Raw genomic sequence first — 13926 nt, forward strand, 5'->3', positions numbered from 1 at the left:
TATCTTCATGGAAATCGTTCTTCAGAACATTGGAAAACAATTTAAAAACGGGACACGCGCCCTGGACCATGTAACCTTTACCATCCCTCAGGGCGAGTTCGTCTCCGTGATCGGTCCGTCCGGAGCTGGAAAAACCACCCTGTTCCGGATCTTAAACGGCATGGAGACGCCGGGGGACGGGGCTGTCCTTTTTGATGGCAGCGACATATCGTCCATGTCCGAAACCGCCAGGAAGAATGTAAAGAGATCCATCGGCACCATCTATCAGGATTTCTGTCTCGTGGAAAATTCCACCTGCCTTGCAAATGTGCTCACTGCCTGTCTGCCGGATATGGGATTTTTCCCCGCTGTGTTCGGAATCTATGGAAAAAAGCGCCGGGCAGAAGCACTGAAATTTCTTGACCGCGTGGGACTCTTGGAAAAATCAGAAGAACCGGTAAAAAATCTCTCCGGTGGTCAGAAACAGCGCGCCGCCATCGCGAGAGCCCTCATGCGTCATCCAAAAATACTGCTGGCTGATGAGCCCGCCGCCTCCTTGGATCCGGTCACTGGGCGGCAGATCCTGACACTTTTAAAGGAGATTCAGGAAAAGGATGGCGTCACGATTCTTATGAACAGCCATAACCTTGAATTTTCTCAGGAGTTTTCCGACCGGATCATCGGGCTGAAGGACGGAAATGTGGTTTTTGATGGAACGCCATCGGAAATGAATGAGGAAATCTTGAGAAACATTTATCTTAGTCTCGAAGACTCCCACCTGTCTTAGGTTATGAATAATAGGACTCTGCTATTTATGCATTTATCCATCCCAACGGATCCTTGCAGAGAAGCATTTCAGAGGAGGAAGCAATCCATGTACAGAAATCGAAAAAATTATATAAAACCTGCCGGCTGGATCCTCTTCCTTCTCTGCTTTTACGCCGCCGCGTCCTTCACCGGATGTGATCCGGCTCTTTTTGTTTCAAGGAGCTCCCATCTTTCAGATCTGGCGGCCGACATGATGCGGCCGGATCTCTCTTATTTTCCAAAGATCCTGCTGCCGCTCTTTTACACGATCCAGATGTCCGTTACTGGTACCGTAACAGGATCCGCTCTGGCACTGATCGTTTCCCCTTTCGGCGCTGTGCCCCTGCATTTTCCGTCCTGGGCAAGGCGTTTGCTGCGTCTCCTGATCCAGATACTCCGGTCTTTTCCGGCGCTGATCCTGGCGCTCGCCGCGACCTTTCTCTTCGGACTCGGAACCTTTGCGGGAACCTTCGCGATCACTCTCTACACCTTTGCGATCATGACTAAGCTCACCTACGAGGATGCGGAACATACGGACACAGCCCCCTATCAGGCCCTTATCTCTATGGGCTGCGCCCGTTTCCCGGCATTTATCCATGCCGTCCTGCCGGAGATTTTGCCCGCGTTTCTGACAAACGCCCTGTACCTCTTTGAAACGAATGTGCGGCACAGCTCTATCCTCGGATACGTAGGGGCAGGCGGGATCGGCCTGATCCTAAACGAAAAGATCTCCTGGAGGGAATTCCACAAGGTCGGAACGATCCTGCTGCTGCTCTTTCTCACCGTCTGTGTCATCGAGTACGCAAACCGGTATTTTACAGCTGTGATCCACAGCGGACAGATTACAGAACTTTTTTCAGGCAGCAAAGCCTTGTCTAAAAAAGCCTGTGTCTCTGTACGGATGATCCTTTTCGTTTTCACTGCCCTCTTCCTCTTCTGCCTCGCGGCCCAGACCCCGCCGGATTTTTCAAGGACAAGTGCCGCGGCGTTAAAAAGTATGGCAGCCGGACTCACGCATCCGGACTGGAGCTTCTTTTTCTCCGCAAAGAAAGACGGGCTCGGCTATCTGCTTCTTGAGACCATCTGCATTGCCATTGTCGGAACAGCCATCGGTGCTTTCCTTGCCGCACCCCTTGCCTTTCTCAACACAAGACGCTTTGTCCCTGCTCCGACCGTTTTTTTCTTTAACCTGATCCTCATGGCGATCCGGTCGATCCCGTTTCTGATCTATGGTCTGATCTTTATCCGGGTCTCCGGTCCCGGCGCCTTCACAGGTGTCCTGACGTTAGCCGTCTGCAGCATCGGACTTCTCACAAAGCGCTTCACCGAATGTCTGGAGGCCATCGATCCCGGCCCGTACCGGGCGCTCCTCGCCATGGGTGTCCACCCGGTTCCAGCCGTCTGCCACAGCGTTCTCCCGCAGCTCGCCCCAGCATTCTGCTCCGCCGTCCTCTACCGCTTTGACGTCAATATCCGTGAGGCGTCCGTTCTCGGACTCGTGGGCGCAGGCGGGATCGGCGCACCGCTTATCTTCGCGATGAACCAGTATGACTGGAATAAGGCTGGAGCGATCCTTTTGGGACTGATTCTGCTTGTGTGGGGCGTGGATATTCTGTCTTCACGCAGATAAAATAAATCCCTGCTCTTTCATCTCTTTTTAGGACTGTTTGCAGAAATTCCATCCTGCCCAGAAATATGCTTTCTACAACTGACGTCCAGCATGAACTACATAGATTTTATAAATAGTAAAAAGACCTTTTGACACAAAATAATCAACGATGTCAAAAGGTCTTTTATTCATTTTTTGACCCGGACACACAGGTCATCAGCCGCCTGTGCTCAGGTTTCACCTTCTACCGGATAGTTAGCCATATATATTGTCTTAGCTCGTCGGTTTCCTCCATTCTGTCGCGCCTGTCGACGCAGCAACAGGTTTCAGTCCCTGTTTTTCTACAAATTGATGGAGCATCTCCGCAGTCTCAGCGCGGGTAACCGTGCCCTTCAGATCAAGAAGATCGATGCCGGCTGCCATGCCACTCTGCGTAGTATCATAACCCTTGACCTGTGCGTAGCGATAAAAGATCGATGCAAGCTGTTCACGCGTAACAGGATCATCCGGACCAAATTTCTTGCCGTCAGAGTCTCCCATAATACCGTTTTGCTGTGCCCAGGTTACCGCATCGTAAACCCCTACGGTACCGGGACCGTACTCAACATCCGTAAAGTGGTTCTTTCCCTCAACGGCAGGGCTGCCCGCCATACGGTAGAAGATCACCGCGATCTGGGCACGGGTGATATTGGTGTTCGGTGCAAAGGTCGTTGCGCTGATTCCGGACATCAATCCCTTCTCATAGACAAACATCACAACCTTATAAAACCAATCGTTCGCATACACATCTGTAAATGGATTCGTCCCTGCGTCTGGATCGCTCTTTATCCAGCCGGCGTAAACCGTCCTGTTTCCGATCATCCTGAGTTCCGTGATCCTCTGTGTCAATGCCTGGTCGGAATACCAGCCGGTAAAATCATAGCCCTCACGGGTCGGAATATAATCGGAAAGGCTGACCGTCTTACCGTAGGTTCCCCCAATTGCACTTATGCCGCCGCCACCGTTCGCATGGAAGTTCAGCATATAGCTTGTGGTATCATCGCTGCTTCCGGAACTGCTGCTGTCCTTTTTCGGGGTCGTCGGGACCGTTGGAACCGTGGGTGTCGTTGGAATCGTAGGTGTCGTCGGAATCGTAGGTGTCGTCGGGGTCGTAGGTGTCGTCGGGGTCGTAGGTGTCGTCGGGGTCGTAGGATCCTTCGGGATAGCCTGTCCTGCCGCAATTCTGATACCACAGCCCTTACAATAGGTGTCCCCCGTATAGCCATCTGCGCTGGCGGTGGCCTCAACTCTGCCGCGCACCTCGGTGCCGCCCGTGTGATGATCTGGATTCAGTTCCCCATAAGCCGCGCCGCAGACAGAACACACCGCCTGATCTTTGCAGGTGGCTGTTCCGCCGGAGTGATCTTCCCTGATGTCACTTGCCTCACAGTGGATGCATTTCTTCCAATGTTGATCGGCATTGCTCTGCCATTCGCCCCATGCGTGAATACACACATCCGGATTTTCGGGCTCCGGTATCACGATCACAAGTCTCCAGCTGGCATAAAACACCACATTCTCCGTAACAGGAAAAATGTCTCCCGGGCAGCCCGCTTCCTCTCCATCAGGATTATCCAGCGCCCAGTAATCAAGGATCGCTGATTGATATGAAAAACCAGACTCCGGAAGAACGTAATCCCCGGATATGCCTTCAACTGACTCCATATATCCCGGTGCTCCGTCTCCATTAAAAGAGACCGTGTAAGTTTCGCCCATTACCTTCCAGTTTGTCCATGCAGCTGCAAATATTTCTTTATACGCGTCAGGAACGTATATCTTCAGATTCTCCGGCCATGATTCACCGGGCAGATAAAATGCAAATGACAAGACTGCTTCATCCGGATCTTTCCAATGGGTGTGAACTTGCCCAAGTTGCGGGCATTCATGAAACGCGAAGGGCATCACAGATTTGACACTACCGGGAATATCAATCTGCCTGAGGGTGTTACAGCCCTTAAAAGCGGCACTCCCTATTGTTTTGACTGTTTTTGGAATTTGCACCTCACTGAGTCTTATGCATTTACTAAATGCATTTTGTCCAATCGTTGTCACTCCTTCCTCTATGACCACCTTGTCAATCTCAGACTTTTTGTCCTCCCAGGGACACCTTTTACCGGAACTAGTATTGTCGAAATCAGGCATTTCCCCTTTACCGGATATCGTAATGGTCTTATTGTCTCTGCTGATCGTCCATTTAATATCTGTGCCGAGGATAGGATTCTGGATGTCAGGAAACGGTCCATACAGCACCGCGGCAACCTTCAGATAGCGAGCGATATCAAGTACGACCGAGTCCTCGACGGAAAGCTGTATCATTGCGTCCTCAACAGCCTTAAACTGAAGCCTTACCTCCTCGATGTTATCGTTATTGATATCCGTTACGTCCGGCAATGCATCGATCATTTCCTGTGCGCGATCGATAGAAGAGACTTTCCGCGCATTGGACCGGGTGGCGATCGCTTTATTTTTCATAAGCGCTTTTGCTGTTATTGGAGTGCTTTCGCTGTCATATTGACAATTTAATTCTTTTGTGATGCAGCCGCTTTCCTCACTGCATACATGGCGGCACTCGGTGGCCTCCACCGCATCAGATGAGGTGGCCGCAGATTCCGTTATCTCCTTCTGCGGATAACATTCCAGCGTATGTTCATGGACACATTTTTCCATCCACGTATAACACTCCGGGGTATGTTTATGGCTGCCCGCTCCTTTTCTCATTTCTGCCGCCAATACAGGCACAGAAACTAAAGAAAGCATCGTACAGATGCAGAGCAGTGCCGCATAGATCCGTTCTCTTTGTTTCTTTTGTTTTTCTGGATTTCTCATTGATTTTCCCCCATTTCTATGCTATCTGTTTCCTTTTTCTGAACTTGATATATAAAGCAGTGAGCACAACTGCCGCGGTAAAGGAAATGACCGCTTCCAACACATATCCGCCCACACCCTCATGCAGCAGGATCGCCCCGTACATTCCCGCGGCATCCATCGGCTGGCTCTGCACCGTCCCTACCGTTCCCAGAAGAGACAAAAACAGCAGAGCGCACAGTGCCGACAGACTGCGAATGCTTCGCCGCGCCTGTCGGCGGCGAGATTTCGCTATCCGCTCCTTTGCCAGTGCAACACGCTTTTGTGTATCGTACATGCACACAAAACCTCCTTTCTGAAAACTCAGCTTAAAGGCCTTTCACTTATATAGGTACAAAAATCCGGAAAAACTCTCACCCGGAAAGCAGATTTTTCAAAAAAAATGAGAGCTGCTTAAAAACAGCTCCCAAAAATCACAAAATAAAATTATATTACAGTGTCAGACGGCGGGCAATCAGCTTTCCCGCTGCCAAAATCACTACAGGCAGAACATAGGCAGCATACTGCACTGCGCCGCCGTAAGCGATCAGCAGATTATAGAGCGCGTGAAACGTGATGGCTGCTCCCAGCAGACCGCAGGTTCCGGCAATCTTCAGCCAGGTCCGCTGCCACACATACGCAATTCCTCCGCCTACAATGGCTCCGCAGATCACATGCATCGCTCCTGTTCCGATCCCCCGGAAAAAAATAAAGGAAAAATGTCCGGCTCCATTTTGGATCAGGTAGCAGATATTTTCAAAGGTGGCAAAGGAAAGAGCTGTGATCACAGCGGAGATTTTGATCTGTTCCGTCTTTGGCTCAAATATCAGAAGATAAAAGAGCAGAGGCAGAAGCTTCATGACCTCCTCCACCACCGGGGCAATCTCCGCAGTGGCGGCAAGGTTATCCGCACCATAAAGCGCGGCAAAAAAGGTATTGATATAAGCGGAAAGCAGACACGCCCCCATTCCTGCAAGGCAGAACAGAAAGAATTTTGTCTGTTGTTTTCCCATGCACAGGGCGGCGATCAGTAACGGCGATGCCATACAGATAAAAACATTTTCAATATACGTCATTCCTGCACCGCCTTTCCCATTGCCGGCAGCAAAGCGAACAAGCAGCCTGCCAGCAGAAGATCAAACCAGCAGTATGGGCTGAAAATGGAATCTCCCGGCCAGAAGCAGCCAGAAGTCCAGAGGGCATATTCTAATGCCGCATAGCAAAGGACCCAAATATGAAAATATTTCATACTATTTGCAGTTCCTCTCTGCCTTCTGGCATAGGCAAGTCCCCGGATAGAAAAACAGGAAACAATGATCATCATACCGCACCAGAGCAGATTGGAGAGGATATCTCCAAATGTGCAGTAAAACATACACAGTGGAACACCGATCAGGACGGCACTCAGGGCCTTCCTGCACGGAAATCTCCTTTCTTCTGCCGAAGAAAGCGCGTATTGCAGCATGGAAAGGAAAATGACACTTGCTACCCAGCCGAACTCTGACACATAAAAGACCTGCGGTGTTTTGGAAAATAAGAGCAGATACATCGTCCAGTAGAAGGATCCAAGGAAGAAACAGCCATAAAAGCAGGTCAGCAGGAAATACTCCTGTTTCCGGCTTTTCAGATACCGGATACCGCCCAGGAAAAAGCCTAACAGGGTAACCGCGGCTTGCAAGAGGTTACTGATGACTTCCATCTGCATTTTCCCCCTTTTGCTCCCCTGTCTGTTCTTCTTCGTTCAGTCTACGGATGCGGAAACATAACACCGTCACGCACACGCCGAGAACAAAAGCGAGCAGTCCGACCACGATATATCCAAGTGCGGTGCTGCCGCCCAACATCGTCGCCGCTGTTTCAAAGCCAGAGGAAGTTCCCATCTCAATCCGGCTGACAGTATCAGGCATGGAAAGGGAAACACCTACGATCACCGCAAGACATGCGGCCACGCAGCAAACTGCTGCAGCCCATTCTCTCCGCAGTCTTTTTTTGTATTCTTTTTCCGCAATACGACGTTTTACTTCCGCGATCCGTTCCTCATTACTTCGCATTGGTAATTCCCTCCCGCTCCAGCAATCCACGCAGACGCGCTTTTCCCCGGTATACCATATTGGTGATCTGCTTCTCGCTTTTTCCCATAACCTCGGCGGCCTGCTGATAGCTCATCCCCTCAAAATAGGTCAGATAAAGAGCTTCCCGGTAATCCGCCTTCAGCTCATCCATACAGATATGCAGGATCTGATCCCGTTCCTTTGTCCGAATGACCTCTTCCACCAACGTCTTTCCATCCGGCTCTTCCGTCAAGTCATCGAGGCTGAAGAAAAGCCGATGTCTGCTTTTATGGCGCAGAGCCATGTGCCGCGCTGCTTTATACAGGTAAGCCTTAAGACCACCGTCCCGGATGCGTGGCTTTTTTGTGAACAGATAGGAAAAGACTTCGATCATCAGGTCCTCCGCTTCGTGGACATCATGCAGATAGCCATTGATGTATAGGGTCAACGGGTTACCGTATTTTCTCATTAAAGCCTCAAGCCCTGCTTCATCGCCGCGCAGATACTGTCTGTAAAGTTCTTCATCAATGACCATGCTGTTCATTTCCTTCTGTCTGAAATACTATACACAGTATATGTGGGCATCGGCATAATTTCAAGTCCTATTTTACTTCGAACTTCGCCCCGCGCTCCAGCTCATCCCCATCCATATGATAGATCGCGTCAATAATATAATTCCGATATGTTGCGTTCCCATCCTGTGGTGTCAGCCGTTTATGGGCGATCTCCCCCGCGAGTCCCATGGCACAGACTGCCGCCGCTGCCGCCTCAAGCGGATGATCCTGATTCGCAGTCACAAATGCTGCTGTGAGCGCTGAGAGCTGGCAGCCGGTTCCCGTGATGGAGGACATCATCGGATGGCCATTGTAGATGCAGTACGCTTTTTTTGCGTCCGCCACGATATCAATAGCGCCTGTGACCGCGATCACTGACCCTGTCCTCTCCGCAAATTTCTTCACGAATGCCACCGCCTCGTCAAGGTTCTCTTCGGTTACACGGTCTGCGATATCCGCATCCACACCCTTTGTGGTCCCTGTTCCCACCACAAGCGTCTTGATCTCAGAGATATTTCCGCGGATCACGGTGAATTTTACCGTTTTTAAGAGTTCGTTAGCTGTCGATGTCCGGAGTATCGATGCCCCGACGCCCACCGGATCCAGCACTGCCGGGTGTCCCAGCTCATTGGCCCGCTTTCCCGCGATCTTCATGGACTCGATGGTGCGGCTGTTCAGCGTACCGATATTGATATTGAGGCCTGCGCAGATCGTCTGGATCTCCGCGACCTCCTCCTTGTCGTCCGCCATGATTGGGGATGCCCCGCAGGCCAGAACCATATTCGCGCAGTCATTGACCGTCACATAGTTCGTAATATTATGGATCAGCGGGTTCTTCTCCCGCACCTGATCAAACATCTGTTTTAACATGCTTCTCTCCTCTACTGTCCCATTGCTTCCTGCATACCTGCAAGGATATTGGCTTTCTTTAAGCTGTAGATCAGCACACCGCTGATCACTGCACCTCCGGCAGTTGAAACAAGGAACGGGATCACATATGCGTAAAATGCCAGACCTGCCGCACTCTTTCCCATAAGGAAGATCGCTACCGGATAGGCCGTGAGTCCGCCAAGAACAGAGGTTCCAAATACCTCACCGATCAGTGTCGCTGGAATGTTCTGCGTCTTCTGATACACAAGTCCGCAGATCAGCGCGCCGAACATACTGCCCGGAAATGCCATCAGGCTTCCAAGTCCCAGAAGATTCCGGATCAGCGCCGCCGCGAATGCCGCACCCAGTCCGTACCCCGGTCCTAAGAGGACTGCACAGAGAATATTCACCATATGCTGTACCGGAGAACACTTGCTTCCGAATACCGGAAATGAAAATAAGCTTCCTGCCACTGCGACAGCACAGAAAACGGCTGCTACCGCTAATTTTTTCGTATTTGTCTGTTTCATGTCTTATTCCGCGTGACCGGTCCTTCCTTCGGACCGTCACACATTCCTCCTTTGAAAATTTTCCGCAGCCGCAAAGCTTCCCTGTGCAGCCGCATTTTTAGGAAACGTCTGTACGACAACAGCGCTTCCACAGGCGAAGTACCATGTACTCCACATAAAAATGTACAGTTCCCCTCTCCGGATCACTGTATGGAAGGCGGTCGATGCTTACTGGCATCCTCTCACGCCGGAACACGGCTTCCCATCGCTGATCTCATACATGGCCCAAGGCGCTCCCCCTCGGCCCGCCGCCTGCTGGCGGATCCCGTTTCCTCCTTTCTCAAAGTATGGTTTTCGTTACTGTTTGCGCAGGGCTTGAACAGTAACTGGTTTTTTCTGCCACCTGTTTCGGAAACACACTGCTCCTGACTTTTTAAGTCAGATGACAGCAAAACAGGGGACACCCCTAGCGGCACGTCCCCTGTAAAAATTCATATCATGACTTCCTACGGCGGCATTATCCGCATCAGGTTAAAGGGTCGAAGTTTGAGCACTTCCTCTCAGCCCGCCAACGAGCTCCCCTGTTTTTTGTAAGACTTATTATAGCGCATCTTTGAAAATTTGCAAGTAAAGAATTTTCTATTTTTCTTTTTCCTTCTTTATCCGCACATCCTGATCCATCTGCGCTTTCGCCTTTCTCGCAACCTTCCCAGCCGTACTCATCGTACTGCCCCGGACGATCATTCCATTCCCAAAACGCCTGCGGATATCGTCGAACGCCTCATCTGCTTTCTTCTGTTTTTCCCGCTCCTTGGGATTCTCAAACAGGGAGATCTGTCTGAAGTCATCCGTTGTAAGATCCGTCAACGCCATTCCAATCAGCCGCAAAGGCTCACACTTCCAACATTCATATAACAGCTTTTTCACCTGCGCAAAGATCTCCTCCGTCACGTCCGTGGGATCCTCAAACGCTCTCTGATGTGACCTCGTCTTAAAATCCAGTGTCCGATAGGTCACCGCCACACAGCTGCACTTTTTCCCATCTCTGCGCATCCTTGCAGCCACCACATCACACTGGGCAAGCAGAAGCGCCAGTGCCTGCTCATACGTCACAAGATCCTCTTCCACGGTCGTCTCCGCGCTGTAGCCTTTCGCTTCCTCCCGCTCCGCACGCACCGGGGAATCGTCGATGCCGTTGGCATACCGGTAAAGCTGATGCCCGGCCTTTTCTCCCAGGATCCGCTTAAGCTCAGCTTCCCCGCTCCGCGCCATATCTCCGATGCTCCTGATCCCTTCCTGTAAAAGTCTCTGCTCCGACGCCTTTCCAAGAAACAGAAGATCCCGCACCGGAAGTGACCACAGCTTTTCCGGGATCTCAGACGGAAACAATGTATGTACCTTATCCGGTTTTTCAAAATCCGATGCCATCTTCGCCAACAGCTTATTCGTTCCGATCCCGACATTCACCGTAAAGCCCAGCTCATCCCGGATCTTATCCTTGATCTCGTGGGCCACCGCCACCGGATCCGGATAGATCAGATGGGTACCGGTCATATCGAGAAACACCTCGTCGATCGAAAACGATTCCATCGCAGGCGCATAGGATGCGCAGATTTCCTTAAACGCCCGGGAACACCTCTGATACAGCGCAAAATCACCCGGTACGCACACGAGATCCGGACATTTCCGCAACGCCAGAGCCACAGGTTCCCCTGTCGTCACCCCATATTTTTTCGCCGGGATCGATTTCGCCACAACGATGCTGCGCCTTAACTTCGGATCCCCACCGATACAGGACGGGATCTCCCGAAGATCCGGCAGCCCCTCCTTTACGCGCTTCGCCGCCTCCCAGGAGAGGAAGGCGCTGTTCACATCCACATGAAATATCAACCGTTCCATACTGTTTTCCTCATACCAGAACTTTCCAGGACTTCCGTCTCCTCATTCGGTCAGGCACTGCAAAGGAAACCTTTCTATATCATGTCTCAGATCATCCTGCCGCACTGCCTGCTCACACGCTTTTTTCTCTCATGATCCAGAAAAACGTACATGTAAATATAATTCCCTTTACGATCGACGTGGACGTAAGTGCCCACCAGATTCCATCAAGCCCCATGATACCGCTAAGAACGATGGCAAGCGGTATTCTGGCCCCCGTGAGCACAATACTGATCACGCTGCAGAGTCTCGTTCTTCCGAGTCCCGACAGTGCTCCGATCGTCGTCAGCTCCACGCACATAAATGCCTCGCTGAATCCAATGATCACGAGATAGCCCACAGCTGTCGCAACCGCCTTCGGCTCATGAAAGAAGATATCCGCGATCGCATTTGGGAAACAGATAAATACGGCAGAGACCAGCACTCCCCAGATTCCGACCGTCCACAGGGATACCTGATATCCTTTCCGGACGCGTTCTCTCTCCCCGGCCCCATAGTTCTGGGCCACAAACGCGTTTAACGCAGCTGCAAAGCCATCAGCCGTATTCCAGGAGATCGATTCGATCTGACCGCCGACCCTCTGCGTTGCCACTGCCTCCGCACCGTATCCGGACACCATTCGCGTTAAGATCATGGAAATTCCGCAGTACGCCATGCCCTGAATCGCGGTTGGAATTCCGATCCTGCAGATCCCCCTTAAAAACTCAGCAGGGATCTTCGCAAAGAGCCGGGTTCCTTTTAACACATTCTCCTTCTTCCGCGCAATGATCCCAAGGATCATGATACTCATCACGATCGCCTGGGCCGTCACCGTAGCGATCGCTGCCCCAGTCACACCAAGTCTCGGAAATGGTCCCGGTCCGAGGATCAGGACCGGATCCAGGATCATGTTTGTCACAAGTCCGATAAGATTTGCCATAAACGGCGTTTTTGAGTCTCCCTGAGCCGTATAGAGTCCCGTGAGTGTCAATGTCAAAAATGAAAATACGATCAGTCCGCAGGCGATCTTTGTGTAAGCCAGCGCTGCCGCCTGGGCCTCCGCATCCTCAAGTCTGAAAAATCCCACCATCTGATTGACAAATATGAGACAGAAGACCGCATACGCGATTCCCATTGCCGCTGAAAGCTGCACTGCAGCCTGGGCAAATCCGTGGGCTTTTTCCCTGTCCCCTCGCCCGATACATTGTGCCACCTGAACCTGTCCGCCCATTCTCGCCATGGACGCCAGCCCCTGCGAAAGCCAGGTAAACATTCCCCCGACGCCGACTCCCGCTACTGCCTTTGATCCCAGAAGGCCGATCCATGCCATGTCCGTAATGTTGTAAAGCGTCCCCAGAAATGCCGATGCCATGATCGGGACAGCGAGCTTCACCAGGGTCTTCATGATAGGTCCCTTTGTTAAATTTCCTTCCATACCCCAAATTCCCTCATTCGTTTTATTTTTCGCTGATCCAGTATCCCTATTATACATGGTTTCCTGCAGAATTTCATCTATAAAAATTTCATTACAATATCTCCGACAGCTGCCACAGCATCACCACCGAACAGCTTGACGCTCTCTGCGAGTTTCTCTGCAGCAGGAAAAAAGCCTCCAGTGACCTCTGATCCTCCAGCTGGAAGCCGACCGTATCCACACCCTGATCCCAGGACATTTAGTCCAGCAGCACGTCTTCCATCTCTTTCAGGCACAGCAGATGATCGTCAGCAAGTATGGCGTGCGGGAGGGGTATTTGTGTGAGGGGGTGCTGAAACATTAATAATGCCCGCAAAGCCTTATTTTACGCGGCAAAGTAACAGTGGAATATTTTTAGACAAAAGAAAACCCCTTCACCTAATTTGCCGCTAGGTAAAGTGGGCTGCCGAAAAAATTTTCATTTTTTAATATGGTAACGATAATTAGGAATTATGGGGTGGATATTTTGGTGTTATCCGCTGGGTTTAGATTGGCGAATTAAGGAATGGATAATCAAAGGTTATCCGTCGGAAATGAAATTGGTATGGAATGAATAATTTGGTGTTATCCATAGAATTAGCGGGAAACGGATAAATAATTAAAAGCAAAATTTGAAAGATAGTGCAGAAATTTTTATAGATATATTGGAGAAATAGAAAAATATGAAGAGAGAATGGGATGCTCTATGCACTTCACAAGCACAGTTTATTGAATATGTGGACAATAATTTAAAGCAATCTAATCACATTATATTTTATAACCATATAGGCCATTTTGGTTCAGAATATGCTCTTTCTTCGCGTTTCAATAAAGCAAAAATATTAAGTTTTAGCCAATTAAAACATAAAACAGGCAAAAATATACTTTTTCGGTTACTAAATATAGTTACAGCTATTGTTACTTTTATTTTAAATGAGACAAAAAAAGGAGATGCACGTACTACTATATCAACTATTCTTAGTAATATGGAAAATATTTATTGTTGTGGTCAAGCTTTTTTGTAACACTTGTGGCTAAAAAAATAGTGCTTATCAATTTATGCTGCCGTCCTTGCTTCATATGGGGTTCGATAACCATTATAACTGTGTGGACGAACATGATTATAATCAACGTATGATTACTTCCTATTAGGAACACTGTAAATACAAGGCTTTTCGGAGCCTACAAATCAGAAAAAATAATATTTGATCTATCACATTACGCAAAAAGCCGTCCGGCATGAAAAACGGGCGGCTTTTTTGCGTGGATAGACGGAAAGGAGGCACAAAAATAA

At 50.1% G+C, this 13926-nt stretch carries 14 protein-coding genes and 1 riboswitch; of the genes, 4 read left to right on the forward strand and 10 right to left on the reverse strand.

Translation table 11 applies throughout. The annotated features are described in order from the left end of the window. Positions 1–7 precede the first annotated feature (7 nt). Positions 8–766 carry a phosphonate ABC transporter ATP-binding protein gene (gene phnC, locus ABCW45_RS07945; RefSeq protein ID WP_343220616.1) on the forward strand — a complete coding sequence of 253 codons (759 nt, stop codon included), beginning with the start codon at positions 8–10 and terminating at the stop codon, positions 764–766. An 87-nt stretch (positions 767–853) separates the two neighbouring features. Beyond that, positions 854–2416 carry a phosphonate ABC transporter, permease protein PhnE gene (gene phnE, locus ABCW45_RS07950; RefSeq protein WP_343220617.1) on the forward strand — a complete coding sequence of 521 codons (1563 nt, stop codon included), beginning with the start codon at positions 854–856 and terminating at the stop codon, positions 2414–2416. Positions 2417–2668: 252 nt separating this feature from the next. On the opposite strand, the gene ABCW45_RS07955 is transcribed toward phnE, so the two are convergent. The 10 genes from ABCW45_RS07955 to ABCW45_RS08000 form a co-directional block, all read right to left on the reverse strand. Then, complete coding sequence (locus tag ABCW45_RS07955; RefSeq protein ID WP_343220618.1) at positions 2669–5260, reverse strand: S-layer homology domain-containing protein; 2592 nt, start codon at positions 5258–5260, stop codon at positions 2669–2671. 16 nt (positions 5261–5276) lie between these two features. Continuing rightward, positions 5277–5576, reverse strand: a complete 300-nt coding sequence (locus ABCW45_RS07960) for a hypothetical protein (RefSeq protein WP_343220619.1) — start codon at positions 5574–5576, stop codon at positions 5277–5279. A 154-nt stretch (positions 5577–5730) separates the two neighbouring features. Next, entirely contained in the window at positions 5731–6354 is a 624-nt protein-coding gene (locus ABCW45_RS07965) for a PrsW family glutamic-type intramembrane protease (protein WP_343220620.1), read from the reverse strand. Continuing rightward, positions 6351–6977, reverse strand: coding sequence for a histidine kinase (locus tag ABCW45_RS07970; RefSeq protein WP_343220621.1), 627 nt, complete (start codon positions 6975–6977; stop codon positions 6351–6353). The genes ABCW45_RS07965 and ABCW45_RS07970 overlap by 4 nt, the downstream gene beginning before the upstream one ends. Further along, positions 6961–7329: a DUF4179 domain-containing protein gene (locus tag ABCW45_RS07975; RefSeq protein ID WP_343220622.1), complete on the reverse strand. Its 369-nt coding sequence runs from the start codon at positions 7327–7329 to the stop codon at positions 6961–6963. Before ABCW45_RS07975 ends, ABCW45_RS07970 begins: the two co-directional genes overlap by 17 nt. Then, positions 7319–7864, reverse strand: coding sequence for an RNA polymerase sigma factor (locus tag ABCW45_RS07980; RefSeq protein ID WP_118515504.1), 546 nt, complete (start codon positions 7862–7864; stop codon positions 7319–7321). The genes ABCW45_RS07975 and ABCW45_RS07980 overlap by 11 nt, the downstream gene beginning before the upstream one ends. Positions 7865–7931: 67 nt before the next feature. Then, positions 7932–8753, reverse strand: a complete 822-nt coding sequence (gene thiM, locus ABCW45_RS07985; RefSeq protein WP_343220623.1) for a hydroxyethylthiazole kinase — start codon at positions 8751–8753, stop codon at positions 7932–7934. Positions 8754–8764: 11 nt separating this feature from the next. Continuing rightward, the gene (gene thiW, locus ABCW45_RS07990) at positions 8765–9283 is read right to left on the reverse strand and encodes an energy coupling factor transporter S component ThiW (protein ID WP_118297772.1); all 519 of its coding nucleotides are present in this window, start codon (positions 9281–9283) and stop codon (positions 8765–8767) included. Positions 9284–9748: 465 nt separating this feature from the next. Beyond that, positions 9749–9855: riboswitch (TPP riboswitch) on the reverse strand. Between the two features lie 46 nt (positions 9856–9901). Further along, positions 9902–11161 carry a DNA polymerase Y family protein gene (locus ABCW45_RS07995; protein ID WP_343220624.1) on the reverse strand — a complete coding sequence of 420 codons (1260 nt, stop codon included), beginning with the start codon at positions 11159–11161 and terminating at the stop codon, positions 9902–9904. Between the two features lie 112 nt (positions 11162–11273). Continuing rightward, positions 11274–12614: an MATE family efflux transporter gene (locus tag ABCW45_RS08000; RefSeq protein ID WP_343220625.1), complete on the reverse strand. Its 1341-nt coding sequence runs from the start codon at positions 12612–12614 to the stop codon at positions 11274–11276. Positions 12615–12813: 199 nt separating this feature from the next. Between ABCW45_RS08000 and ABCW45_RS17920 the strand changes: the two genes are divergently transcribed. Both ABCW45_RS17920 and ABCW45_RS08005 read left to right on the forward strand, forming a co-directional pair. Continuing rightward, positions 12814–12957: a Ppx/GppA phosphatase family protein gene (locus ABCW45_RS17920; protein WP_425518598.1), complete on the forward strand. Its 144-nt coding sequence runs from the start codon at positions 12814–12816 to the stop codon at positions 12955–12957. A 358-nt stretch (positions 12958–13315) separates the two neighbouring features. Then, a complete protein-coding gene (locus tag ABCW45_RS08005) occupies positions 13316–13657 on the forward strand; it encodes a hypothetical protein (protein WP_117471253.1) in 342 nt (113 codons plus the stop codon). Positions 13658–13926 lie beyond the last annotated feature (269 nt).

The organism is Pilosibacter fragilis, from assembly GCF_032490495.1.
Lineage (GTDB): Bacteria > Bacillota > Clostridia > Lachnospirales > Lachnospiraceae > Pilosibacter > Pilosibacter fragilis.